The sequence below is a fragment of the Flavobacterium zubiriense genome, assembly GCF_041729725.1.
In the GTDB taxonomy this organism is placed as follows: Bacteria; Bacteroidota; Bacteroidia; order Flavobacteriales; family Flavobacteriaceae; genus Flavobacterium; species Flavobacterium zubiriense.
In genome coordinates, this window is the sequence record NZ_JBCFQL010000012.1 from 78793 (window position 1) to 102650 (window position 23858).

Consider the following 23858-nt stretch of genomic DNA (forward strand, 5'->3'; position numbering starts at 1 on the left):
TTAGAAACAGAATAAAATATTTTTTTAACCACATAAGTCATATAAGTTTTCCAAAGTCACAAAGCTATTCAGGTAAATTTCTAAAATATTCATTTACAAAAGTTTTTTGACCTTCATTAAATAAATTTACACAATGAAAGTTATATAAAATACCTTTAGGTACTTTGAGTAATTTCATATAAGTTAATATTTGTGCTTGATGAATTGGTGCAATTGTTTCAATTGCTTTTAGTTCAACAACAATGCAGTTTTCAATCAATAAATCACATCTTAAATCAGTTTCAATGTCTAGTCCTTTAAAATTTATTGGTACATAAAATTCAGATTCAAATGAAATTTTTCTGTTTAATAGTTCTCTTTTTAAACATTTGTGATAAACACTTTCTAATAATCCTGGACCTAATTCTTTGTGAACTTCAATTGCTGCACCGTTTATTTGATACGTCAAATCTTTTAAATAAGTTTTTGTTAACTCCATTCTTATTAGTTTTTAGTTTAGAAAAACTTTTGTGACTTATGTGGTTAAAAAATATTAAAACTTCCATATCCCATACACTTGAAAATAATTAAAATTCTCCTTGAAATTCATAACATAACGAGCTCCTAAACTCGGGCCGATTCGGGCGAATCCTAGTGTTAAGTCAAACAATAATCCTGTTTTTAAATTGGTAAACGTTTTACTGTTGGATACACTGTTTTCTTTGGTGTCAAGAATTGGAGAATTTGGTTTTTCTGATTCGAAATATTCAATTTTAGTGTGTTCTTCTTGTTTTTCAGAAGCATTGATATTGGCTTGAACTCCAGATCCAATTCCGATGAAATTATTGATGTTGTAACGAAGAAGTAATGGAACCTCATTGTTGAAATTAGAAAAACTCAACGTTGTGGTAGTGCGTGTGGGTTGACGAACTCCATTGGCAGTATTTGTAAAACCAGTGGTAGTTGTGGTAGCAGAATTAAAATCATGAACACTATTGATTAATTCGGCTTGCCAATACAAACGATAGGATTTATATGGAGAAATGGTTGCTCCCACAAAATAACTTTTGGATTTGTCTAAATTAGGATAGTAATTATAACCCGCTTTTGCACCAATAGAAATTCCGGGAAGAAATCGGGTGGTGGCGTAATTGGTGATAATAGGTTCGTTTTTGTCGAAAATAATAGCGGTTCTGCTTCGGGTGTTTACTTTGTGGAAATCTTTATTGAATTTCAAAGAATACTTTACAAAACCTTTAGTGCTGTCTTTTTCTTTTACATTTTTCTGTTCGCTTCCGGGTAGATAAATGTTTTTGAAGGTAAAGAAGATTTGGTTTTGCTTAATTATGGTGTCCAAACAGCTGGTGGTTGGAATTTCATCTTTTGGACAAATGGGACATTCAGGATACATGCCTTCGATTTGAAATGTTTTCTTGTCGAACATATCAGGAATATCAGTTTCTAAGCGAATCATTCTTGCTGGTCCTTCGCCGTTGTTTTGAAAACGGGTTTTGAAATTCACTCTTTTAAAACGTACGAATCTATAATTCATAAAACTTCCGTTAGATCCCATTTTGTTAGGATCATGGGAAGTTACAATTTCCATTTCCAGATTTTTTACTTTATGATTTTTATAACTTCGATTTGGAACATAAATACCGCGCATGGTAATGGTAGCACTGGTGTCTTTTAGCATTTCTGGAGTCGTTTTGAAAGTATAAAAAACATTGCGGGTTTCCTGTGGATTAGCATTGTCAAATTCTAAGATAGAAACATTTTTGAATGTTTTATGTGCTTCGGCCAGAGTGGTTTCTAGATCTTCTTCGGTAGTAGTGTTTTCGTGTTTTTTTATTGGGAAATAAGTAGTATTCGAAGCTAAATACGAATTGGATTGATCAATTTCGTTAACGGATACTATCGAGTTATTTTTTACTTCTCTTTCTCCAGCATAGGTTCGAAAATCGGCTAATTCAAAATTATTGTCTTTGAATTGTGTTTCGTTGTAAAAAAGATAAATTTTTCCATTCGCAACATAGTTTTCCAGATTTTGATAACTAAGAATGACTTCCATTTCCTGGTCGGGAATGGGGTCACAATTTTTTTGAAGGGCAAAACCATTTTGCTCAGCAACAGATGCGATTTCGTCAAAGGTTTTATTCGATATTTCGTTAATTACTACTTTTTTTGGACGGGTAGCGGGAGGTTTTCCGTTGTCGTAATTATTAGTTACCGTCAATCGGGTGTTGTAAGTTCCTTTGTTTTTATAGGTATGTTTGGGTTCAGCAGCTTTACTGTAATTTCCATCTCCCATTTCCCAGAGATAAGAAAAACTAGGTTTTGGAGCACCAGCAATTGGGATTAATGGTGGTGTTTCAGGTTTGTATGAAACCGTGTTTCCATTTTGGTTGTAGTGTATCACGGCTCTTCGGGTAACGGTATCTTTTACTTTTTTTTGCGAGAAGGAGACAATAGAAAGTAGAATGAAGAAAATAGGTAATAGTGGTTTCATAATCAAATTTGGTTTTTCTAGTTATAAAAGATACAAGTATAAACTATTAATCCTCATTAGGATAACGGTTAAAAATCTTTTAAAAATAGAAAAAAGTGATGAGTAAATCACCACTTCTTTCAGAAATTAAATTTGAGTACTTTATTGAATCGCGTTGATTGCGGCAACTAATTGGGCTTCGGTTCCTACCGTTGTTTCTGCTAGTGTGAATGTAAAAACATCATTGGCTTGAACCGTTACACCTTTGATGGCGTATCTCCAGTTTCCGTTGTCTTCAGTTGCAAAGATGATGTGACAAGCTAGGCCTACTGGAATTTGACCGTAATGTTCGCTAAATAATCCTTCGGCTGTGTATGTATCGAGTTTTGCAAGTGCATTTGTTCCTTCGCCATCATAAGATAAGTAAATAGCGCTGTTCGTATTGTCGTATCCTTCGGGAGCATCAACAAGAATGGTAGTTTTTGGTCGTGGGTCGCTATAAAATTTATCGACATTCGTCCATCCGAAGTTTCCAAAACTTACATAATAGTTGTTCCCTTCGGCTTGTACACCGCCTTTCCCGTTATTACCTTCGGCATTTCGAGCATCTGCCCAAGCTAAGTTTCCTTCGTCATCGATGATTCCTTTCCATAAAGTCATGGCATTATCAATACCATCAGTAAGGCTGGCAGGAACTATTAAAGAGATATTGCAAGTAGTTGCTAATTCTTTGCCGTTTTGAGTTGCTTTGATGAAGAATTCGCCTCCAGAGATAAGTAAATTTCTTTTTCCATCAGGCATAATTCCCATTGTTGGTTTGTTAGTCACTAACATGTTTCCTTTTTCGAAAATTTCTACATATTCGATTTTTACATCTCCGGTTACAGGATTTCCGTCTTTAGTTAAGCAATTTCCGTTGATGGTAATTTTTACACCATTTTCAGAAGTTAAGGTGGTCGCTCCATCTTCGGCAGCGATGGTAAATTCCTGAGTGATTTTGTTTAAGGCAGCTTCTCTAATATTTGCAAATTCGGCTGCTGTTGCTGGCATTTGTTGATTGTCATCGTTGTCATTACAACTTACTAATGAAATTGCCGCTAAAAATAAAAGTCCGATGGTTTTAAAATTTGATTTCATAATTTCTTGTTTTTAATTATTGTTAAAATGATTTTCTAGGTTTATACTGTTAGATCAATTGGGTTTTAAAATTGTTACCCCAGTATTTTAATTTTTTTTAAATTGTTTTCGATTCTGTTGTTATATCAATTCTTGTTTTAATTTGTTACCCTGATTTTTAAAATATTTTTTTAGTACTTCGGGTTTCTATAGCTATATCAATTTGGGTTTTGAATTGTTACCCTTCAATCTGAATTTATTTCAGATTAGTTTTTTAAAGCCTGTTTGAAACTCATCAAAATTATTTCCCCAACCCTAAAGGGTGTAATTTTGATGAGTTTTAAAGATTTTTTCCAGTCATTAGGAGCGGTTTTTTCTTTAAACCTTCAAACAGGCTCTTAATTGAGTAAACATTTTTCTTCAAAAACATTTCCGTCTTCATCAATGGCAATTAGAATTTCTTTTTTTGGAGTATGAGTTAGTGTCAAATAAATCCAGACGATGGACCAAATCCCAATTGTGATAAAAGAAAGTTGAAGATGTAAAGCATGATTGATGTTTTTTTGTTCTTTTATCAAAACCACATAAGGCAATTTGTCATTGTATTCGATGATTTTAAAACCTGCCCGAATTTTATTTGATAGTTTTTTCGAAAAACGATCAATAGTGGTTTTAGAGGGTAATTGTTCCTTTTTCATGGCTTATCAATTTGAAAGGTTTTACATTTATATCCACTTGATTTTATAATTGTTACCCGTGAAATTGATTTTTATTTCAGATTCTTTTTTACATTAGCAGTTCAATTTTTCCTTATGTCAGCAAACAAAATTCATCCAGACCAATATTTTATAGAAGGATTAGCGAACAATGATTCTGCAATAATCCAGTCTATTTATAAAAAGTTTGTTCCCAAAGTGGTTTCTTATATAAGAAATAATTCTGGCGATGAAGATCAGGCGCAAGATGTAATTCAGGAAATCCTGATTTTGTTGTTCAATCAGGCAAAAGCCAAAAAGTTACAGCTTACTTGTCCTTTTGATGCTTACTTTTTTTTGTTATGCAAAAGAAAATGGCTAAACGAACTCAAAAAATCTTCAAATAAAGGGGTAACAATTCCCGATGATTTTACATCTACTAATGAACCCACGGAAGAGTTGGTAGCACAAACCGAACTATTTGAAGAAAAGCATCAACTTTTTGATATGATGTTTCAACGATTAGGCGAAAAATGTCAAGAAGTTTTAAAGTTGAGTTTTACCTTGAAATCAATGGAAGAAGTAGCCGAGAAACTCCAAGTAACCTATGGGTATGTTCGAAAGAAAAAATCCTTGTGTACAGGGCAACTTACCCAATGGATTCAAGAACACAGTAGTTTTAAATCATTAAAAAATTAAGGAGCCATGAACGAAGAGAAATACCTATTATTTGATCAATATCTTCAAGGCGAATTGTCGGATGAAGCCCGTTTGAATTTCGAAAATCAACTTTCTGAAAACCTGAAATTGGCATCTGATTTTGAAACGTTTAAAGAAGTGCAAATCCAGTTGGAAACAAAATTTGATTTCGCAGCCGACAGAGATGCTTTCACAGCAAATCTAAAAGCGATTTCGAAAGAACATTTCAAAGCAGATAAATCGAAGGTGATTTCGTTGAAACCTTGGGCTTATCTGGTTGCTGCTTCAGTAGTCCTTCTGTTAGGATTGTTTTTGTTTAATCCAAGTTCCAAACCTGGTTTTGAAGAATACAATCAATATGAAAATGCCTATTTGACTGAAAGAGGAGAAGGAATTGATACTTTAAAACAAGTTGAAACTGCTTTTAATGCTAAGGATTTTAAAGCTGCGATTCCGCTTTTTGAAGCTATTTTGAAGACGAATAAAACCGCTGAAATTCAGTATTTTTATGGGGTTTCTTTATTGGAAAATAACCAAATCAATCAAGCTGAAGCGGTTTTTAACGAAATTAAATCAGGAAATTCTATTTATAAAAACAAAGCCATTTGGAGTTTGGCTTTAGCTCAATTAAAGCAAAAAGATTATAAAGGGTGTAAAGAAATCCTTTTGACAATTCCATCTGATTATGAGCATTATGATAAGGTTCAGGAGTTGTTGGATAAGTTGGATTAGATGTTTTAACCACAAAAGGCACAAAGAAAATTTCAAAGGCACAAAGGGTATAGAGATTACTCTTTGTGTCTTTTGTTTTAAATATAAATGAGGTGAAACTTTTGTGACTTTTGTGGTTAAATTTTAAAAAACTTTGCAATTTTGCATACTTAAACTTTAGACTTGGAAACAAAACCCATAATTACCGATACCCACACGCATTTATACAGTGAAGAATTCGATCAGGATAGAGACGAAATGATGCAACGTGCCTTTGCAGCTGGAGTGACTCGATTTTTTGTTCCGGCGATTGATTCGGCTTACACGGCTGCCATGTATGATTTGGAACAAAAATATCCTGACAACGTTTTTTTGATGACAGGTGTGCATCCTACGCATGTGAAGGATAATTATTTAGACGAATTGCAATTTGTTGAAGACGAATTGAAGAAGAGAAAATTTTATGCTATTGGCGAAATTGGTGTCGATTTATATTGGGATAAAACCCATTTAAAAGAACAACAATTGGCTTTTAAAAGGCAAATTCAGCTGGCAAAAGAATATCAATTGCCTATTGTTATCCATTGTCGGGAAGCCTTTGATGAAGTTTTTGCAGTTTTAGAAGAAGAAAAATCAGCCGATTTATTTGGAATTTTTCATTGTTTTTCTGGAACTTATGAGCAAGCTTTACAGGCTTTGTCTTATAATATGAAATTAGGAATTGGTGGTGTGGTCACTTTCAAAAATGGAAAAATCGATCAGTTTTTGGGTAAAATAGATATAAAACATATTGTTTTAGAAACCGATGCACCGTATCTTGCTCCCGTTCCTTTTAGAGGAAAAAGAAACGAAAGCAGCTATCTTATAAATGTAATTGATAAGTTATCAAATATTTACGGTATTTCTGGAGAGGAATTAGCCAGAATAACGACTGAAAATTCCAAAGCAATTTTTGGGATTTAAAGTAGAATTCGCTAAAATTTAATATTTTTTTTGTTCATTTGTTTTTCTAATAGTACCAAAATGCAAAAGTTTGACGAGATTCGGCCTTATTATGATTCCGAAATAAATAAAGCCATAAAAAAAGTGATTCATCATCCAATGTTAAAGTCATTGATGAATTTTTCTTTTCCTAATGTTGCTGATGAAGTTTGGAAAGAACAATTAATGAAAACGCATTCTATTCGTGATTTCCAATGTAATTTTATTTACCAATCGGTTCAAAAAGTATTAGAAAAAAGTTCAGAAGGCTTGATGACTGCTGGTTTCGAACATTTAGAACCTAACACTCCTTATTTGTTTGTCTCTAATCACAGAGATATTTTATTAGATACCACTTTGCTAAATGCTACCTTGTTTGAGCATGATTTAGTAATGACAGCTTCGGCTATTGGTGACAATTTGGTTAAACAACCTTTCTTAAATGTTTTGGCAAAGTTGAATCGGAATTTCTTAGTGAAACGTGGATTGTCGCCTAGAGAGATGTTGCAAAGTTCTAAAACCCTATCAGAATATATTAGTCAGTTGTTGCAACATGAAAATCGTTCGGTTTGGATTGCACAACGAGAAGGAAGAACCAAAGATGGTAATGACGCAACTAATCCTGGGGTATTAAAAATGCTCGGAATGGCTTCTGATGAAGCTAATTTGATGGATTATTTTAAAAAAATCAAGATTGTTCCTGTTTCTATTTCGTATGAATACGATCCTACTGATGCTTTAAAAATGCCTCAATTATTGGCGGAAGCCAATAATGAAGTGTATGTAAAAGAGGAAAATGAAGATTTTATGACGATTTTAAGTGGCGCTTTAGGGCCTAAAAAACGCATTTTTATCCATATTGGAAAAGTTTTAGATACTGAAATTGATGTTATTAAAGCTGAAAACGATAATGTAAATAAGCAAATTCAAGGATTGGCACAAGCCATAGACGATTCGATTTTGAAAAGTTATAAGTTGTGGCCAACGAATTATATCGCTTATGATATTTTGAATAAATCTGATACCTATTCGCATTTTTATACTGAAGATGAAAAAGCAGTTTTTGTGCGTAGATTAGAAAAACGAATTGATGCCGAAAACCCTATTGCACTTCAAGGAATATTGGACATGTATGCTAATCCTGTAGTCAACAAATTGAAATATGCTCATGAACTCAAGGACTAAAATTCTTTTAATTTATACTGGAGGAACTATTGGAATGCGCAAGGATTTTAGTACCGGAGCATTAAAAGCGTTCAATTTTAGTAAATTATTACAAAGAATTCCTGAGTTGAAACAATTGGATTGTGAGATTGAAACTCTTTCGTTTCAGAATCCAATTGATTCTTCTAACATGAATCCTTCTTATTGGTCAGAAATTGCTAGAATTATCCAGGCAAATTATTCTGTTTTTGATGGTTTTGTAGTGCTTCACGGTTCAGATACGATGTCGTATACGGCTTCGGCTTTGAGTTTTATGCTCGAAAATTTAGCTAAACCAGTTATTTTAACGGGTTCGCAATTGCCTATTGGCGATTTACGTACGGATGCCAAGGAAAATTTGATTACGGCTATCCAAATAGCCTCTCTACAAGAAAACAATAAGGCTGTTATTACTGAGGTTTGTCTTTATTTTGAAAATAAATTATACCGAGGCAATAGAACGACAAAAATTGATTCTGAAAATTTTAATACTTTTTGTTCTCCAAATTATCCAGCTTTGGTCGAATCAGGTGTGAATTTGATTCCGAGACCAGAATTGTTTTTAGTTCGAGAAGAGCATAAAGAATTAATTGTTCATCAATTATTGGACACAAATGTTAGTATCATAAAAATGTTTCCCGGAATGAGCGAAAGCATTTTTACGGCAATTCTTGAAATACCAAGTCTAAAAGGAATTGTTCTAGAAACTTATGGTTCAGGAAATGCAATCACCGAAGATTGGTTTATAAACGCATTGACTAAAGCCATAAAAAAAGGATTGCATATTGTAAATGTAACCCAATGCACGAGTGGAAGTGTCAATATGGGGCAATATGAAACAAGTTCAGCATTGAAGCAAATAGGAGTGATATCTGGAAAAGATAGTACTACCGAAGCGGCAATTACTAAATTAATGTTCCTGTTGAGTCAAAATATTCCACCTAAAGATTTTAAAACGGTGTTTGAAACTCCATTAAGAGGAGAAATACTGTAAATTAATTTCGATTTGACTTTTCTAAGTCATATTTTTTAGTGTTATTTGCAAACCAAAATAGAGAGGTGTCCGAGTGGTTGAAGGAGCTAGCCTGGAAAGCTAGTATGTGGGTAACTGCATCGAGGGTTCGAATCCCTTCCTCTCTGCAAGAAAATTAATGCTTCCTGAAAAGGGAGCATTTTTTGTTTTATGTAAAATGGGGTATCTAAACCACCATTAAATTACAGCCTCTAATATCCGAATTGTCAAAACGTCCCAATACTTCAAAAGAGTTGTTGGGATATTTTTTACCTAAATCTTGTGTGGCAATAAAAGAGCAAGAATTGATGTTGGCCAAATCAATCACGTTGATTCCGCCTGTTTTTCCTTGCGGAATATAAGTCAAGGCATCTTCGGTATCACGGATAAGGATTTGCATCCAGGAAGAGTACTCAAATACGCCATTTCCTAAGGAATAAGCTTGCGAAAGCAATTCGGTCATGCCGTATTCTGAATGAATTGCCGAAACGCCAAAGCCATTGCACAATTGTTGGTGTAATTCTTCGCGAATCATTTCTTTGCGTTTGCCTTTCATACCGCCCGTTTCCATAATAATGGTGTTCTGGAGGTTGAATTTTTCTTTTTCGATTAAATCGAGTAGGGCATAGGTAACTCCAATTAAAATTACATTTTGTCCAGCATTTTCTAATTCGATTAGTTTTTGAATCAAATCGTCGTGATTGTGAAGGTAAAAACCACTTTCAGGATGATTAGAAAGCTGAATCAAATCTTCAACCATATAAATTAAAGAAGAACCTTCTCTTTCAAGATAAGAAGGCAAAAGTGCTAAGATCGCATAATCTTCGATATTGCCGTAAAATTGAGCAAAGCCTTTTCGGTAACTTTCTTCATACAATGTTACATCGGTTACAAGATGTTTACTGGTAATTGTACCCGTTGTTCCACTACTACTAAAAATTGTTTGAATGGGGTCAGAATTAGAAACTACATTGTGACTTTTAAAAAACTGAATGGGTAAAAAGGGAACTTGTTGTATCGTTTTTACACGTTGTACATCTGTTTTTAAGAAATCGCAAAATTCTCTATACACTAAATTGTTTTCGTATTGAAAACGGAAAACTTTTAAAGCTATTTTTTCAAATTGCTTTTGACTCGAAATAGTAAATATATCAGTTGCTGTAATCAAGAATTTTTTTATGCAAAGGTATAAATTATACCAATACTGATGTTGTTTTCGTTTAATCCTTCAAGGCAAACGTATCAGTTTTATTTTTGATACGAATTACACTAATTTTCACAATTTTTAGTGATTCTAAAAAAATCACACCAAGTTTATCTGCCTTTGGCAGATTTGTGGAATATTATGATAACCAAATTTGTATTATTTTGTGTAATGTCGACCAATGTCATTAAGTTAAGGGATTTTTGATTGAAGATTAACGATTGCTGATTTCAGATTTTTGTGTTAGTAAATAAAAATCCCTCGATTTTACGAGTCTCGCACATCTGAAATCAAAAATCTGCAATCAAATTATCATTCTATCCCTAACTTAATGACATTGGTCTGTCGGCAGACAGTTTCGGGTCTGTTTTTTATTTCTGAAACTGGTGCGTTAGCCCTGTTCAAACTTTCAGTTGTATTGCTGTCTTATTAGTTATAAAAAAAGCCTCAAGTGTTAATTGAAGCTTTCTGTCTTATTTCTAGATTTGTGTTTTATCGTATGATCAATTTTCGGGTTGCCGAAGCATTTCCTTCGTTTATTTTGATAATATACACTCCAGGAATTAAATTAGCGACATTTAATTCTCTTGTGCTAAGTTGGGTTTGCAATACTTTTTTCCCCAATAGGTCAAAAATGATGATTTCTTTATCGCTGTCGTTTTTAGTCGAAATGTTTACTATTCGGCTACTATTTACGGGATTGGGATATAAATTTAAACCCTCAATAAGATAGGGTGTGTTTGGGTTTACGGGCTGTTTGCTCGCCTGAGCACTAAGACTGAGGGAACAAAGAAAAACCATTAAAATGATACTATAAAAGTAGTTTTTTTTCATTAGCTTGATTTTGAGTAGTAAAGATAAAGAAAATATTTCAAATAGTATGCCAAAAAAAAACCATCTCAATTTTGAGATGGTTTTGTAAAAAAACAAAAAGTGTTTTTATTGATTTTATAGTAAAGCAACATTAGCAATTTTAGCTTGGCTTTGTTTGTGATGTTTACTCTTGATACAGTTGTGTAAATATTTAATTAATAGATTAAAATAACTGTTATGTGTTTGTGCGTTTTAAAAATTATTTTGTTTTCCAGACTCTGTTTTTAGTGTCATAATAGTTAATGTCATCGGGGAATTCAATCCAAAATTCTGGTTGCGAGTTTTTAGTGTAATAATTTTCAACCTCTTCATTGTTTACGATTTTATCAAAAAGCACTTTAGTTTTTTCTTTAAGTTCTGGTGCTTCCATTTTCCATGTTCTACAAATTTCTTCATAGTAAGTGATTGTATCGTTTTCTATTTTTAGTTTACCAATTGTAGCTACTTTTTTTATTTTTAAGCTAGGTGCTATTTTGGCTATTGCAAAGTAAATGTAGCCATCGTTGTCTTTGTAGTAGTGATACAAATCAGCACTTTTGGCTTTTTTACTGTAATATTCATTATGAACACTATCCCATTTTTTTTCAATAGTTACTTTTTTAGGAGGTTCTTCAAAATACTTCACTATTTTCTCTTTGAATTCTTGATTTTCAGTAGCCGAAAGATAGTTTTCTGGATTTGATTGCACTTCTTTTTGGCAACCAATTACTAGCATTAAAAAGGATAAAATGAAGGTGTACTTAAGCATAATGTGGTTTTATATAGTAAACCCCAAAGGTATAAACTTTGGGGTTTTTCTATAATTATAATTTAAATATTCTTAGTAAGCTTTACTGTTAGGAACAAATTCTGCCCAACCGTCTGTCCAGTCTGTTGAACCAAAAGCACCTCTGTAAGCTACAGTTTGTAAACCAGATAATTTAGTATCTGAGAAAGAAGCACCAGAAGCAAGTGTACCTGTTGTAACTGCAAAGTTTGGATTAGCAGGATAAGATGAAGTCACATTAGTACCAAAAGCTAAATTTGAATTTAAACCTAATATTGCAAATTGATCTTCAATAGCTGCGGTAATTGTAGTGTTTGTCAAATTAAACCAAGTTTGAACTGCAGCAGCATCAGCAGTCATACCTGTACCAACTGAGAAAGTAGTAGTAGGAGCAACCATAATGTTGTTCAATAATTTACCTGTTCCAGCCGCATAGTTATCGTAAACTGATTGTTGGTTCATTCTTAAACCTCTTGGGTAACCAATGAAAACAGAGTTAGCAATGGTTACAGCCGTTCTTCTTCTTAAATCTAAAGAATGTTGGTAATTTGCATTAATGCTTTGTGCGTTTGTAGCTTTTGGTCCAATACAAGTAAAGTTTGTAAATACACCTTGAGTTAATAAAGTAGTTACGTTATCATTTGGTCCATTATCACACTCAAAAGAGTTGGAACCTGATTGATCTGCATAAGATGGGTATCTAACTTCTAAACCAAATTGGTTTTTTCCAACATACCCAAAATCAACATCAAAACTATCATCCCATGAAGCAAATGAAATTAAATATTTTCCGTTTACTGTTCCACCAAACCATTCAAATCCATCATCTCCACCGTAAGTAACTTGACAGTATTCCATTACTGTTTCGCTACCAACACCACCTAAGGTAATAGAGTTAGTTTCGTTGTTAGGAGTTAATTCAATACCAGCATATTCAACTCTTAGATATCTTAATGTTCCTGAGTCATCATTTGAAACAGTTCCACCAAATACTACAGATGGAGTAATTCCTTCGATAGATGGATCAGTCTGATTAACAGGAGCGTTTCCAAGAATGATTAATCCTCCCCAGTCGCCTCTGTCTCTTGAACCAGCTGGTAAGTTTGAGGTCATTATGATAGGTTCAGTAGCTGTACCGTTTGCTTCAATCATACCCCCTTTATCAATAACTAATGTTCCTTTAGTTGCTTTATCTCCTTTAATAATTGTTCCAGGTTCAATTGTAAGTACTTTTCCAGTTCTTACAAAAGTTTGTCCTTTAATTAAATACTGTTTGTCTTTTGTAAGTGTTCTTGTTTCAAGGTTTCCTTCTAAGATAACTACTGTACCATCGTTGTTATCATCGTTGGAATTACCATCATCGTTAGAGCAACTAACAAATGTTAATGCCGTAAGCATCAAGCTTGCTAAAAATAATTTAGAAATTTTCATAGTTCAATGTTTAAATAGTTATGTTTATGATTAATATGTTAAAATTTGTAAGTGACATTAAAATTGAATAAGGCTCCAATTTTATGTGTAAATATTGCGTCATCTTCCGACTTAGTTATTTTGTTATCTATGTTAGAATCTTGAAAAAATCTATATTTATCATCTAAAAGATTAGAGATTCCTAATTTATAGCTAACTTTTTCAAACGTTTTTGATACCGATAGATCTACCTGATTTCTTGCTAACTCATAAATTGTTGGCCAAATATCACCTCCAACAGCAAATATTCTGTCGCCAAATCGATTGTAAATAAGGTTTGCATTCCATCCGTTATCCTTGTTGTCGTAGCCTAAAGCAAAATTAACTACGTATGGAGATTGCCCTTGTAATGCTCTTTTTTGCTGTTGTGCACTTGCTACCGCTCCTAAATTAACTTCAGAAACAATGTAAGAGGCATTAAGGTTTACAGATAAGTCAGATAAAAATCCAACTTTGAACATTTCTTTGAAAGATTTTCTCAATTCTACTTCTGCTCCATATAAACTAGCAGATTCAGAATTGCTATACTTCATCCTTCTTTGCTGGCTAACTACTGGCAAAGTGTATTCGATAGGATTTTTGAAATTTTTATAAAATACTCCAAAACTTAACGTCTCACCTTTTGAAGGGTATAATTCGTATCTAGCATCTAAATTATCAATTGTAGCAGTAGTTAAATCGCTATTTCCTTCTACTTCTGTATCCTCTTGAAAGTTGTAAAATAAAAATGGTGCTATTTCTCTAAATTCGGGTCTATTAACGGTTCTACTATATGCTAAACGTACTATGTTTTGTTCATTTGCATTGTAGCTCAAATTAAAAGAAGGTAACACGGAAGTTATTGGTTGTTCGATGACTAATTTAGTAACACCTGAAAAACCATTTACTTGTAGAAAATTGTTTTCAACTCTTACACCACCAGTAAGAAGGAATTTTTTAATTGGATATTCTCCGTAAATATAACCAGCAGTAAGGAAGTTGTTTGCAGTGTATGAATCACTTAAGTTTGAACCTTCTCTTAATACCCAACCATTACTTGCTGTTACGTTTTCTGGTGCAAATACGTGTGTTAATGGTAAACTAATTAACTCTTCTTTTCTTTCAAACGAAACATTTCCAGGAATTACATAAGAAAAGTATCTAGCTCCAAAGTCTCTGTTTTTGTAATCTGCAAATAAACCTGTTTTAATTATAATTTTTTCTGAATCTTCATCTCCATCTGGATTGTTGATTTTATAAGTATAATCTAAACCTCCATTAATTGTATTTTCTTTTAGGTCAGAGAAAAATCTTCCAGTGTCAAAAGGGTTTGAACTTGGGGGGTCAATCATTAAAAACGGAGCATTAGGTTCGTCAATTTCTCTAAAAGTTCTAAACCTTCTTAAGTCTGGCATCATATCTCTGATGATGTTTCCACCTATTACCCAGTGTAAATTTTTATTTTCTGAAAGGATATGATCACCATTAAACTGAGAAGAAAAGATTCTTCTGCCTGTATATCCAAACTCATAGTTTTTTAATAATTGACCTGGTCTTTGATCAAAATCAAATCCTTCACGAAGAGTAGTTAAATTTTCGCCAATTTGGCTAAACAAATTTTTAAAATGAATTTTGTTATTAGGATTTAATTTTAAAGACCAATTGGACATTAACGTAAGTTTAGTTTCATTAGAATTAAAATTGTCATTAAAAACTCTTTGCTGTTGAGGAACATTGTTTCCGCCTGAAAAATTATTTATAAAAGTGTTTACTTTTTTATTATAATTTTCGAATTTGTTTGTATAGGATAAAATATTAATTGTGCTTAGTTTTTTATCGTTCTTCAAATTTATATTTCTACCAATAGTAAATCCGAATCCAGTGTCTAAAAAGGCATTACTTTTTCCAGGGTTAAAATTATTTTCCAATTGATTTGCAAAAACAACACTCTGATCATTATCATTCAACACATTTGAATTTGTAGGAAAGCCAGATGGTAATTGTCTAAAACCATTATCATACCCTAAAAAATCTGTTTTTGATCCATCCGTTTGCCAATAATCTCCAAAAGTTGTATTGGCTCTGTAACCCACATTAAATGATACTTGAGTAAAATCTGTGAAATTTTCAGAAGTAGTTACATTGATAATTCCACCAGCAAAATCACCAGGCAAAAATGCAGCTCCAGTTTTGCTAATAGTCATTTTTTCTAATGTATTTGTAGGTAATAAATCAAAAGAGAAAGTTCTTCTGTCAACTTCCGTACTTGGAGCTAAAGAGTTATTGATAAGTACATTATTGTATCTTTCACTCAAACCTCTGATCATAATAAATTTGCCATCAACTATTGTAACACCCGGTACTCTTTGCATAGCTTGAGCAGCATTTCCATCAGTACCTTTGGATATTTGTTCAGCTGATATTGCATTTAAAATTAATTTAGATGCTTTGATTTCGCTTATGGCAGCTACTTCAGTATTTTTTCTTCTAGTTGTTGTAATTACAACATCATCTAATGTATACCCGCCAGAACCCAATTCTTGGTTTATAGTTATTGTTTTATTAGCAACTACAGTTACAGGGATTTCTACAGCTTCATAACCTACAAAACTAAATTGTATTATGTGTTTTCCAGGAGTTACAGATAAAGAATATTTTCCATCGATATCTGTATTTGTGCTTTCCTTTGTATCTTTGATAAGAACATTAGCAAAAGGAAGTGATTGTGAGTTAGTATTTTTATCTGTTAAGATTCCAGTGATGGTTCCTTTGTTTTGTGCAAAAGACATTGCTGTTATAAATAAAGTTAAAAACAATAATTTGAATTTCATTTGGTTTAATTTTTTCTGCAAAGTAACAGCCGAAATCCAGAACAAAAGTTACCCGTCTGTTATGGTTATGTTTTGTTTTTGTTCTCAAAACCGTTCCAATATTAAATTACGGTTAACACCACTTTTATGCTGTTTTTTTATTATTACATTTACAACGCAAAATAAAATTTGCTAGATTATGAAAAAGAAAAGCACAAAAATTTTACTGGTAGATGATGAACCAGATATTTTAGAAATTGTTGGTTATAACCTAACTCAAGAAGGCTATCAAATTGTTACAGCTTCTAATGGTAGAGAAGCAATAGCTAAAGCCAAAAAAGAATTACCCGACTTAATTATCATGGATGTGATGATGCCAGAAATGGATGGTATGGAAGCTTGCGAAAACATTCGAAACATCCCTGAATTAAGCAACGTAATTATAACTTTCCTGACCGCACGAAGCGAAGACTATTCTCAAGTAGCCGGTTTTGACGCTGGAGCGGATGATTATATTACAAAACCAATTAAGCCAAAGTTATTAGTAAGTAAGGTAAAAGCTTTGTTGCGAAGATTAAAAGAAGCCAACGAGCAAGATAGTGAAACACTAAATGTAGGCGGAATCGAAATCAATCGCGAAGAATACAAGATTATTAAAGATAATATCGAGATTGCTTTGCCTCGTAAAGAATTTGAATTGTTTTACCTTTTGGCTTCAAAACCTGGAAAAGTATTTAAAAGAGACGAGATTTTAGATAAAGTTTGGGGGAATGAAGTAGTTGTAGGTGGAAGAACCATTGATGTACACATTAGAAAACTTCGTGAAAAAATAGGTGATGAGCTTTTTAAGACCATAAAAGGAGTAGGTTATAAGTTTGAAGTATAGTTATTATACCTTACTTTAGTTATAAAGAATAATGGTTTTACTAGAAATGTTGTTGCATTTTTTTAACCATTAAGCAAATTAAGAAACTTAAGCAATGCAAAGTTTAATTTTCTTAAATGCCTAAATGGTTTAAAACTTTTGTCTTCAATATATATACCAATAGAACGAGAATAATTAATAAATGAAAATTAGTTTTAAAAAAACATACAAGTTTGCCATAAAATCGGCCTTTTACATCAGTGTTTTTTCTACAGCTTTTGTTGTTTTTTTGGCGATGATTATTTTTAAAACGAATACCAAAGACCTCTTGTTTTTTGGTATCACTTTTCTTTTTATCATTTATCTTTTTTCCTTTTTAGTGTTGCAATATCGCGTGGAACGTTTTATTTACAGAAGAGTAAAAAAAATCTACGATGATGTTTCTTTGTTAGAATCCAGTACACTTATCAATCAGCCCATCACAACCGATATGGAAACCTTGACTCGAGAAGTTAAAAAGTTTGCTACTGATAAGAAATTGGAAATCGAAATGCTGCAAGTTCGTGAAGAATATCGAAGAGAGTTTCTAGGTAATATTTCGCATGAATTAAAAACCCCGCTTTTTACCGTTCAAGGTTATATATCTACGTTGCTTGATGGGGCAATGGAAGATAAGAATATTCGAAAAAAATATTTAAAACGTGCTGATAAAGGTGTAGAACGTTTGATATATATTGTAGAAGATTTGGATATGATTACCAAGTTAGAGTCGGGGGATTTGAATTTAGAAATCACAGAATTTGATATTGTCGAATTGATTCGGAATATTTTCGAATTATTAGAAATGAAAGCCGATAAGAAAAAAATTACACTAGCATTTGAAAACGAATACATTCGCCCTAATTTTGTGAAAGCTGATAAAGATAGAATTCAGCAAGTAATAGAAAATCTCATAGTCAATTCGATTAAATATGGTAAGAGAGAGGGAACAACTGAAGTGGCTGTTGTAGGCTTAACAAAGGAAAAAGTATTGGTTCGAATAAGCGATGATGGCGAAGGAATTGAAAAACAAAACATACCAAGGCTTTTTGAACGTTTTTATCGTGTGAATAAAAGTGGTTCTCGGTCTGAAGGTGGTTCTGGATTAGGATTAGCCATTGTAAAACATATTATCGAAGCGCACAAAGAAAAAATATATGTTGAAAGTGAATACGGTATTGGTTCAGAATTTTCATTTACTATTGAAAGAGCAAAGAAGAAAAAAGAAATTATTACCGAGGAATAAAAAATAAATTCATTAATAAATACAATGCTAAAAGGCAGAATTGTTAGTTCAATTCTGCCTTTTTTTTATGCCTAGAATTTAAAAAAGCGGTTCGCTATAGATAAAATCAAAAATTCCACCCCTCTAATGTTAAGTTAATGTTAACAGAAAAAAGCTTCTAAGGTCTTATTTTTGTTCAGTTTTAGGTTTTTGGATATTCGTTTTTTGACAATATTAGGAACTAATGTGAACAAAAGTTTACGTTATGGTGTCTTTATGATAACACAGGCTTAATTTTCGAAAAGAAGTTTAACATTAATTTTGCGCAAAAATAATATAATATTGATTTTTAGTTAAAATGAGAAAATTTTTATTTACAGGTTTACTGCTTGTTTCGTATTTGATGAATGCTCAAGATGTTAAGAAAGACGAAATTAAAAAGGAAGTAGTTCGTATTTTAGATTCTATTAATTCGGTTAATAAACAAAAACAAAGTGAACCACAAAAGCTAGTTCTTACTGATAAACCTGAAAAAGCAGACAAAAAGGAACGTTGGTATGATAACATTGGTCTTAGAGGATATGCTCAAATTAGATACAATGGATTGTTGTCATCTAATGACCAAGTGGCTTGTGACCAGTGTGACAAATCATGGGGTACAACTTCAACAGCTCCAGATGCAAAATCAAATAACGGTTTTTTTCTAAGACGTGCACGAATGGTTTTTTCTGGACAAGTACATCCAAATGTTTACATTTACATACAACCTGATTTTGCTAGTTCTCCAGTTTCTGGGGCCAATCATTTTGTGCAGTTGCGTGATGCTTATTTTGACTTGTCTTTCGATAAAAAAAGAGAATTTAGAGTGCGTATTGGACAGAGTAAAGTGCCTTTTGGTTTTGAAAACATGCAATCCAGTCAAAATAGATTGGCATTAGATCGAAATGATGCTTTGAATAGTGCTGTAGCTAACGAACGTGATTTAGGGGCTTTTTTCTATTGGGCGCCAGCTGTAGTTAGAGAACGTTTTGCCATGTTAATTAAAGAAGGGTACAAGGGTTCTGGAGATTACGGTGTGTTTGCTTTTGGAGCTTACAACGGTCAAACGGCTAATAAATCAGAAGCGAATAGAAACCTGCATGTTGTAACTCGTATTAGTTATCCTTTTGTAGTAGGAAACCAAATTATCGAGCCAGGTATTCAGGCTTACACTGGAAAATGGGCGTTTACTAGTGAACTTTCAACAGGAGTAACTACTGCAAACAAACTAAATACCTTAGATCAACGTGTGGCTGCTTCTTTTATTATGTATCCAAAACCATTTGGTATTCAAGCCGAATACAACATTGGTAAAGGGCCTCGTTACAACAAAACAACTAATACAGTTGATGTCTCTCATTTAGAAGGAGGATATGTAACATTGAACTATAAATTAGATTTACCTAAACATCAATTGATTTATCCTTTTGCAAAATTTCAATATTATGATGGTGGTAAAAAATTCGAAAAAGATGCCAGAAGTTATATTGTAAGAGATTACGAATTTGGTATCGAATGGGAGCCTTTTAAAGCATTTGAATTAGTTGCTGAGTGGGTAGTTGCTGACCGAACTTTTGAAGACAGTGCGCGACCAGACAACAGGCAAAGAGGGAATTTATTGCGTTTGCAAGCGCAGTTTAATTTTTAATAAAGTAGCTGTAAATCAAATAATTATATAATGGTTTTTAATTATAAATAAACATTAGATAATGCAGGATTAACGTTGAGGTAATACTAGAGAAATACATTTGTATAAATTAAATTAAAACATAAAAATGAATAAAGTTAAATTATTTTTGATTTTACCTTTAATAGGTATGTTGAGTTGTGGTAAGGCTAAAACAGAAGAAAAAGGTTCTGAAGATAAAGCAGCAGCTGTTTCGGTAACTATAAAAGGGAGTGATACTGTTTTGCCATTAGCACAAAAAGAAGCCGAAGATTTGATGAAATCAGATGCAACTATCAGTATTACAGTTGTAGGTGGAGGATCAGGAGTAGGAGTTACTGCTTTAATTGATGGAACTACTGATATTGCAATGGCTTCAAGAGATTTAAAGACAGAAGAAAAATTAAAATTTTCTGAAGCTAAAAAAGAAATCGAACAGGTTGCAATTGCTTTTGATGCTTTAACAGTAATTGTTAATCCTGCTAATGGTGTTTCTAAATTAACTCGTGAGCAATTAGAAAAAATTTTTACAGGAGAAATTAAAAACTGGAAAGAAGTAGGTGGAGCTGATGAGAAAATTGTAGCGTATTCAAGAGAATCTTCTTCTGGAACGTATGAGTTTTTTAAAGAAGAAGTAATGGGCGAGAAAAACTATGCAACTGATGTATTGAGTTTGCCTGCTACAGGAGCGATTGTTCAGGCTGTAGGTCAAACTAAAGGTGCAATTGGTTATATTGGTTTAGCTTATGAAACTAAAGAAGTAAAACAATTAGCTGTTTCTTATGATCAAGGAAAAACTTTTATAGAGCCTTCTGTAGCAAGTGCGAAAGATAAAACGTATCCAATTTCAAGACCATTGTATTTTATGTTTGATAAAACCAATGCTGCAAAAGTGAAGTCTGTAATTGATTATGCGCTTTCTGATGCAGGCCAAAAAACAGTTTCTGAAATTGGTTATGTTCCTTTGAAGTAATGCCTTCAGTGTAAATATTGATACATGAAAAAGGTTATCGTTTTTGATAGCCTTTTTTTGTATCATTTTTTAATTACAAACATTACCTTAACATTAAGTTAACCCAATCATAATAACTACAGAACATTCAATCATGAGGACTGATGTAGTTTTGCGAAAATTAAAAGATACTGATTTGAAAACAAATTTGAAACAGCTAAAAGAGAAAATCATAGAGACCATCTTGATGCTAAGTGGTGCAGCTACAAGTATTACGGTACTTTTGATTGTCTTTTTTCTATTTATTGAAGGAGCTGGAGTTTTTAGCAGAAAACCCATTGATGACGGTTATTTGTTAGCAGTAAATACGACTAACAATGTAAAGACGCTACAACCTTCCCAAATTAAAGATATTTTTGATAAAAAAATCACTAATTGGAATCAAGTAGGAGGAGAGAATAGGCCTATTGTATTGTTTAGAACCAGTGATATTACAAAGTATTTTAGCGAAGAACAATTAGGGCCTAATTTTGAATATTTTCCAGATAGAATCAACGAATTAATCAAGAAAGAACCTGGGGTAATTGCCTTTTTTTCAGATAAATACAAGTCGGATCAATTTGTTGGTAAAGAGTTAGATATTGATAAAATTAAGGTTTGGGAATTTTTGTCTGGCGAAGAATGGTTTCCTACCGCACAACCCATCGCTCAAATGGGAGTGAAGCCTTTAATCTATGGAACTTTGTGGGTAAGCTTTGGCGCTATTTTATTGGCTTTGCCTATTGGATTAGCAGCTGCAATTTACCTTAGCGAAATTGCTAAAAAAAGAACCCGCAGTTTATTAAAACCTTTAATCGAATTATTAGCAGGAATACCATCAGTAGTCTATGGCTTTTTTGGATTAGTAGTTATTGTTCCTTTAATACAAAGTACTTTTAATTTGCCTGTGGGCGAAACAGCATTGGCAGGAAGTGTGGTTTTAGCCATCATGGCTTTGCCTACTATTATTACCATTTCAGAAGATGCGATGCGCAATACACCACGCGCAATGAAAGAAGCCAGTTTGGCTTTAGGAGCATCCAAGTGGCAAACTATTTATAAGGTTGTAATGCCTTATTCGGCTTCTGGAATTACTGCGGGAGCAATTTTAGGAATTGGTAGAGCTATTGGAGAAACCATGGCGGTATTAATGGTTACTGGAAATGCTGCTGTAATTCCGCATACACTTTTAGCACCTGTACGAACCATTCCTGCAACCATTGCCGCAGAACTGGGTGAAGCACCAAATGGAGGTTTGCATTACGAAGCTTTATTTGCTTTAGGTTGTATTTTATTCTTGATCACATTTGGGATTAATATGTTAGTCGAATTAGTTACTAACAAACAATCACACAAAAAACATTAACAATGAAATCAGAAAAAAAATTAGCACGAAGAAAGAAAATCAATCAGCAAATAGCTTTTGGAATCTTTACGGCAATAAGTTATGCTATAGTAGCTCTTTTATTTGTAATATTAGCTTTTATAGTTGTAAAAGGAATTAGTGTAATAAGTTGGGAATTTATTAGTGCGATGCCAACTAACGGAATGACCGAAGGCGGAATTTTCCCAGCCATTGTCGGTACGCTTTGTTTGGTATTTGCCAGTATGATTTTTGCATTTCCAGTGGGTGTTTTAGCCGCTATTTACATGAATGAATATGTAAAAGACGGTTGGGCAAAAAAGATTATTAAACAAATGACCAATAATCTTGCGGGAGTTCCTTCGATTGTTTTTGGATTATTTGGAATGTCTTTGTTTGTAAATAAACTGGGTTTTGGCGATTCGATTTTAGCAGGTGGATTAACATTAGGTTTGCTAGTGCTTCCTGTGGTTATTAGAACTACCGAAGAATCTTTAAAAGCAGTAGATTCGACTTTTAGACAAGCGAGTTTAGGTTTAGGAGCATCGAAATGGCAAACCACAAGCAAAGTAGTTTTGCCTATTGCATTTCCAAATATTATTACCGGTTTGATTCTTTCGATAGGAAGGGTTTCTGGAGAAACGGCACCTATTTTATTTACTGTAGCTGCTTATTTTTTGCCTAAATTACCTTCCTCCATTTTTGATCAGGCAATGGCTTTGCCGTATCATTTATATGTAATTGCAACCAGCGGGACAAACATAGAAAAATCGAGAGCGATGGCTTATGGAACAGCACTTATTTTGATTATTATTGTATTAATTTCTAATTTATTAGCGAATGCTCTTCGCAAATATTACGGGAAAAAAGTAAAAATGAATTAATACCAACACAGTTGGTTCCTTAAATAAAAATAAATTGTTAAACATGCACAAAATAGAATCCAGAAACGTAAACTTTTTTTACGGAGAAACTCAAGCCTTACATGATATTTCTTTGTCTATGAAGGAAAACACCGTTACAGCGCTTATTGGTCCTTCAGGATGCGGAAAGTCTACTTATTTGCGTTTGCTGAATCGAATGAATGATTTGATTGATAATACCCGAATGGAAGGAAGTATTTTAATCGACCAAAAGGATATTTATCTTAGAAATACGAATGTAGACGACTTGAGGAAGAATGTAGGGATGGTGTTTCAAAAACCAAATCCTTTTCCTAAAACAATCTATGAAAATGTGGCTTACGGTTTAAGAGTAAATGGAATTGAGGATAAAAATGTTATTGAAGAAAGAGTAATTACCTCAATTGAGCAAGTGGCGCTGTGGGATGAGGTAAAAGACAAATTAAAAAAATCGGCATTTGAACTTTCTGGTGGACAACAACAGCGTTTGTGTATTGCTCGTGCCTTAGCTATTCAACCATCAATTATATTAATGGACGAACCTACTTCGGCATTAGATCCTATTTCGACTTCAAAAATAGAAGAATTAATACACGAATTAAAAAATCAATACACCATTGTTATTGTAACGCATAATATGCAACAAGCAGCTCGTGTAAGCGACAATACTGCTTTTTTCTATATGGGAAAATTAATTGAATGTGATAAGACAAAAACAATTTTTACAAAACCAGCAATTCAGCAAACTGAGGATTATATAACTGGAAGATTTGGTTAATATT

21 protein-coding genes and 1 tRNA gene are annotated in these 23858 nt (G+C 33.0%); 13 read left to right on the forward strand and 9 right to left on the reverse strand.

The annotated features are described in order from the left end of the window. Nucleotides 1–64: 64 nt before the first annotated feature. The 4 genes from AAGV28_RS11945 to AAGV28_RS11960 form a co-directional block, all read right to left on the reverse strand. A complete protein-coding gene (locus AAGV28_RS11945) occupies nt 65–478 on the reverse strand; it encodes a GxxExxY protein (protein WP_373407041.1) in 414 nt (137 codons plus the stop codon). Between the two features lie 54 nt (nt 479–532). Beyond that, on the reverse strand, nt 533–2488 hold the full coding sequence (locus AAGV28_RS11950) for a PKD domain-containing protein (RefSeq protein ID WP_373407042.1): 1956 nt from the start codon (nt 2486–2488) through the stop codon (nt 533–535). 141 nt (nt 2489–2629) lie between these two features. After that, a complete protein-coding gene (locus AAGV28_RS11955; RefSeq protein ID WP_373407043.1) occupies nt 2630–3604 on the reverse strand; it encodes a hypothetical protein in 975 nt (324 codons plus the stop codon). A 377-nt stretch (nt 3605–3981) separates the two neighbouring features. Further along, entirely contained in the window at nt 3982–4281 is a 300-nt protein-coding gene (locus AAGV28_RS11960; RefSeq protein ID WP_373407044.1) for a hypothetical protein, read from the reverse strand. Between the two features lie 114 nt (nt 4282–4395). Here AAGV28_RS11960 and AAGV28_RS11965 point away from each other — a divergent pair, with 114 nt between their 5' ends. The 6 genes from AAGV28_RS11965 to AAGV28_RS11990 all read left to right on the forward strand — a co-directional run bounded on the left by AAGV28_RS11965 (nt 4396) and on the right by AAGV28_RS11990 (nt 9012). After that, on the forward strand, nt 4396–4977 hold the full coding sequence (locus AAGV28_RS11965; RefSeq protein WP_373407045.1) for an RNA polymerase sigma factor: 582 nt from the start codon (nt 4396–4398) through the stop codon (nt 4975–4977). A gap of 6 nt (nt 4978–4983) precedes the next feature. Further along, on the forward strand, nt 4984–5709 hold the full coding sequence (locus AAGV28_RS11970; RefSeq protein WP_373407046.1) for a tetratricopeptide repeat protein: 726 nt from the start codon (nt 4984–4986) through the stop codon (nt 5707–5709). 162 nt (nt 5710–5871) lie between these two features. Then, on the forward strand, nt 5872–6651 hold the full coding sequence (locus AAGV28_RS11975; protein WP_373407047.1) for a TatD family hydrolase: 780 nt from the start codon (nt 5872–5874) through the stop codon (nt 6649–6651). 60 nt (nt 6652–6711) lie between these two features. After that, nucleotides 6712–7854, forward strand: a complete 1143-nt coding sequence (locus AAGV28_RS11980) for a 1-acyl-sn-glycerol-3-phosphate acyltransferase (protein ID WP_373407048.1) — start codon at nt 6712–6714, stop codon at nt 7852–7854. Continuing rightward, the gene (locus AAGV28_RS11985) at nt 7838–8866 is read left to right on the forward strand and encodes an asparaginase (protein ID WP_373407104.1); all 1029 of its coding nucleotides are present in this window, start codon (nt 7838–7840) and stop codon (nt 8864–8866) included. The genes AAGV28_RS11980 and AAGV28_RS11985 overlap by 17 nt, the downstream gene beginning before the upstream one ends. Before the next feature lie 59 nt (nt 8867–8925). Next, nucleotides 8926–9012 (forward strand) — tRNA-Ser (locus tag AAGV28_RS11990). A gap of 59 nt (nt 9013–9071) precedes the next feature. Here AAGV28_RS11990 and AAGV28_RS11995 read toward each other — a convergent pair. The 5 genes from AAGV28_RS11995 to AAGV28_RS12015 form a co-directional block, all read right to left on the reverse strand. Beyond that, nucleotides 9072–10052 (reverse strand): LuxE/PaaK family acyltransferase, encoded by a 981-nt coding sequence (locus tag AAGV28_RS11995; RefSeq protein WP_373407049.1) that lies wholly within the window; start codon nt 10050–10052, stop codon nt 9072–9074. Between the two features lie 528 nt (nt 10053–10580). After that, nucleotides 10581–10922 carry a T9SS type A sorting domain-containing protein gene (locus tag AAGV28_RS12000; RefSeq protein WP_373407050.1) on the reverse strand — a complete coding sequence of 114 codons (342 nt, stop codon included), beginning with the start codon at nt 10920–10922 and terminating at the stop codon, nt 10581–10583. 238 nt (nt 10923–11160) lie between these two features. Beyond that, the gene (locus tag AAGV28_RS12005; RefSeq protein WP_373407051.1) at nt 11161–11709 is read right to left on the reverse strand and encodes a hypothetical protein; all 549 of its coding nucleotides are present in this window, start codon (nt 11707–11709) and stop codon (nt 11161–11163) included. A gap of 72 nt (nt 11710–11781) precedes the next feature. Then, nucleotides 11782–13158 carry a hypothetical protein gene (locus AAGV28_RS12010; protein WP_373407052.1) on the reverse strand — a complete coding sequence of 459 codons (1377 nt, stop codon included), beginning with the start codon at nt 13156–13158 and terminating at the stop codon, nt 11782–11784. Nucleotides 13159–13196: 38 nt separating this feature from the next. Then, a complete protein-coding gene (locus tag AAGV28_RS12015; RefSeq protein ID WP_373407053.1) occupies nt 13197–16007 on the reverse strand; it encodes a TonB-dependent receptor in 2811 nt (936 codons plus the stop codon). Between the two features lie 178 nt (nt 16008–16185). Between AAGV28_RS12015 and AAGV28_RS12020 the strand changes: the two genes are divergently transcribed. The 7 genes from AAGV28_RS12020 to pstB all read left to right on the forward strand — a co-directional run bounded on the left by AAGV28_RS12020 (nt 16186) and on the right by pstB (nt 23854). Beyond that, the gene (locus AAGV28_RS12020) at nt 16186–16872 is read left to right on the forward strand and encodes a response regulator transcription factor (RefSeq protein WP_373407054.1); all 687 of its coding nucleotides are present in this window, start codon (nt 16186–16188) and stop codon (nt 16870–16872) included. 181 nt (nt 16873–17053) lie between these two features. After that, on the forward strand, nt 17054–18136 hold the full coding sequence (locus AAGV28_RS12025) for a sensor histidine kinase (protein WP_373407055.1): 1083 nt from the start codon (nt 17054–17056) through the stop codon (nt 18134–18136). 337 nt (nt 18137–18473) lie between these two features. Then, entirely contained in the window at nt 18474–19802 is a 1329-nt protein-coding gene (locus AAGV28_RS12030) for a porin (RefSeq protein ID WP_373407056.1), read from the forward strand. Nucleotides 19803–19929: 127 nt separating this feature from the next. Then, nucleotides 19930–20793 (forward strand): PstS family phosphate ABC transporter substrate-binding protein, encoded by an 864-nt coding sequence (locus AAGV28_RS12035; RefSeq protein WP_373407057.1) that lies wholly within the window; start codon nt 19930–19932, stop codon nt 20791–20793. 133 nt (nt 20794–20926) lie between these two features. After that, nucleotides 20927–22177 carry a phosphate ABC transporter permease subunit PstC gene (gene pstC / locus AAGV28_RS12040; protein ID WP_373407058.1) on the forward strand — a complete coding sequence of 417 codons (1251 nt, stop codon included), beginning with the start codon at nt 20927–20929 and terminating at the stop codon, nt 22175–22177. Between the two features lie 2 nt (nt 22178–22179). Then, complete coding sequence (gene pstA / locus AAGV28_RS12045) at nt 22180–23058, forward strand: phosphate ABC transporter permease PstA (protein ID WP_373407059.1); 879 nt, start codon at nt 22180–22182, stop codon at nt 23056–23058. A gap of 43 nt (nt 23059–23101) precedes the next feature. Further along, entirely contained in the window at nt 23102–23854 is a 753-nt protein-coding gene (gene pstB, locus AAGV28_RS12050) for a phosphate ABC transporter ATP-binding protein PstB (RefSeq protein WP_373407060.1), read from the forward strand. Nucleotides 23855–23858 lie beyond the last annotated feature (4 nt).

What these genes read in the sequence shown, in the direction of transcription:
- pstC (WP_373407058.1), top strand. Translation starts at nt 20,927, where the DNA reads ATGAGGACTGATGTAGTTTTGCGAAAATTAAAAGATACTGATTTGAAA.
- AAGV28_RS12035 (WP_373407057.1), top strand. Translation starts at nt 19,930, where the DNA reads ATGAATAAAGTTAAATTATTTTTGATTTTACCTTTAATAGGTATGTTG.
- AAGV28_RS11980 (WP_373407048.1), top strand. Translation starts at nt 6,712, where the DNA reads ATGCAAAAGTTTGACGAGATTCGGCCTTATTATGATTCCGAAATAAAT.
- AAGV28_RS12020 (WP_373407054.1), top strand. Translation starts at nt 16,186, where the DNA reads ATGAAAAAGAAAAGCACAAAAATTTTACTGGTAGATGATGAACCAGAT.
- pstA (WP_373407059.1), top strand. Translation starts at nt 22,180, where the DNA reads ATGAAATCAGAAAAAAAATTAGCACGAAGAAAGAAAATCAATCAGCAA.
- AAGV28_RS11985 (WP_373407104.1), top strand. Translation starts at nt 7,838, where the DNA reads ATGAACTCAAGGACTAAAATTCTTTTAATTTATACTGGAGGAACTATT.
- AAGV28_RS11970 (WP_373407046.1), top strand. Translation starts at nt 4,984, where the DNA reads ATGAACGAAGAGAAATACCTATTATTTGATCAATATCTTCAAGGCGAA.
- AAGV28_RS11945 (WP_373407041.1), bottom strand. Translation starts at nt 478, where the DNA reads ATGGAGTTAACAAAAACTTATTTAAAAGATTTGACGTATCAAATAAAC.
- AAGV28_RS12000 (WP_373407050.1), bottom strand. Translation starts at nt 10,922, where the DNA reads ATGAAAAAAAACTACTTTTATAGTATCATTTTAATGGTTTTTCTTTGT.
- pstB (WP_373407060.1), top strand. Translation starts at nt 23,102, where the DNA reads ATGCACAAAATAGAATCCAGAAACGTAAACTTTTTTTACGGAGAAACT.
- AAGV28_RS12025 (WP_373407055.1), top strand. Translation starts at nt 17,054, where the DNA reads ATGAAAATTAGTTTTAAAAAAACATACAAGTTTGCCATAAAATCGGCC.
- AAGV28_RS11950 (WP_373407042.1), bottom strand. Translation starts at nt 2,488, where the DNA reads ATGAAACCACTATTACCTATTTTCTTCATTCTACTTTCTATTGTCTCC.
- AAGV28_RS11955 (WP_373407043.1), bottom strand. Translation starts at nt 3,604, where the DNA reads ATGAAATCAAATTTTAAAACCATCGGACTTTTATTTTTAGCGGCAATT.
- AAGV28_RS12015 (WP_373407053.1), bottom strand. Translation starts at nt 16,007, where the DNA reads ATGAAATTCAAATTATTGTTTTTAACTTTATTTATAACAGCAATGTCT.
- AAGV28_RS12005 (WP_373407051.1), bottom strand. Translation starts at nt 11,709, where the DNA reads ATGCTTAAGTACACCTTCATTTTATCCTTTTTAATGCTAGTAATTGGT.
- AAGV28_RS12030 (WP_373407056.1), top strand. Translation starts at nt 18,474, where the DNA reads ATGAGAAAATTTTTATTTACAGGTTTACTGCTTGTTTCGTATTTGATG.
- AAGV28_RS11965 (WP_373407045.1), top strand. Translation starts at nt 4,396, where the DNA reads ATGTCAGCAAACAAAATTCATCCAGACCAATATTTTATAGAAGGATTA.
- AAGV28_RS12010 (WP_373407052.1), bottom strand. Translation starts at nt 13,158, where the DNA reads ATGAAAATTTCTAAATTATTTTTAGCAAGCTTGATGCTTACGGCATTA.
- AAGV28_RS11960 (WP_373407044.1), bottom strand. Translation starts at nt 4,281, where the DNA reads ATGAAAAAGGAACAATTACCCTCTAAAACCACTATTGATCGTTTTTCG.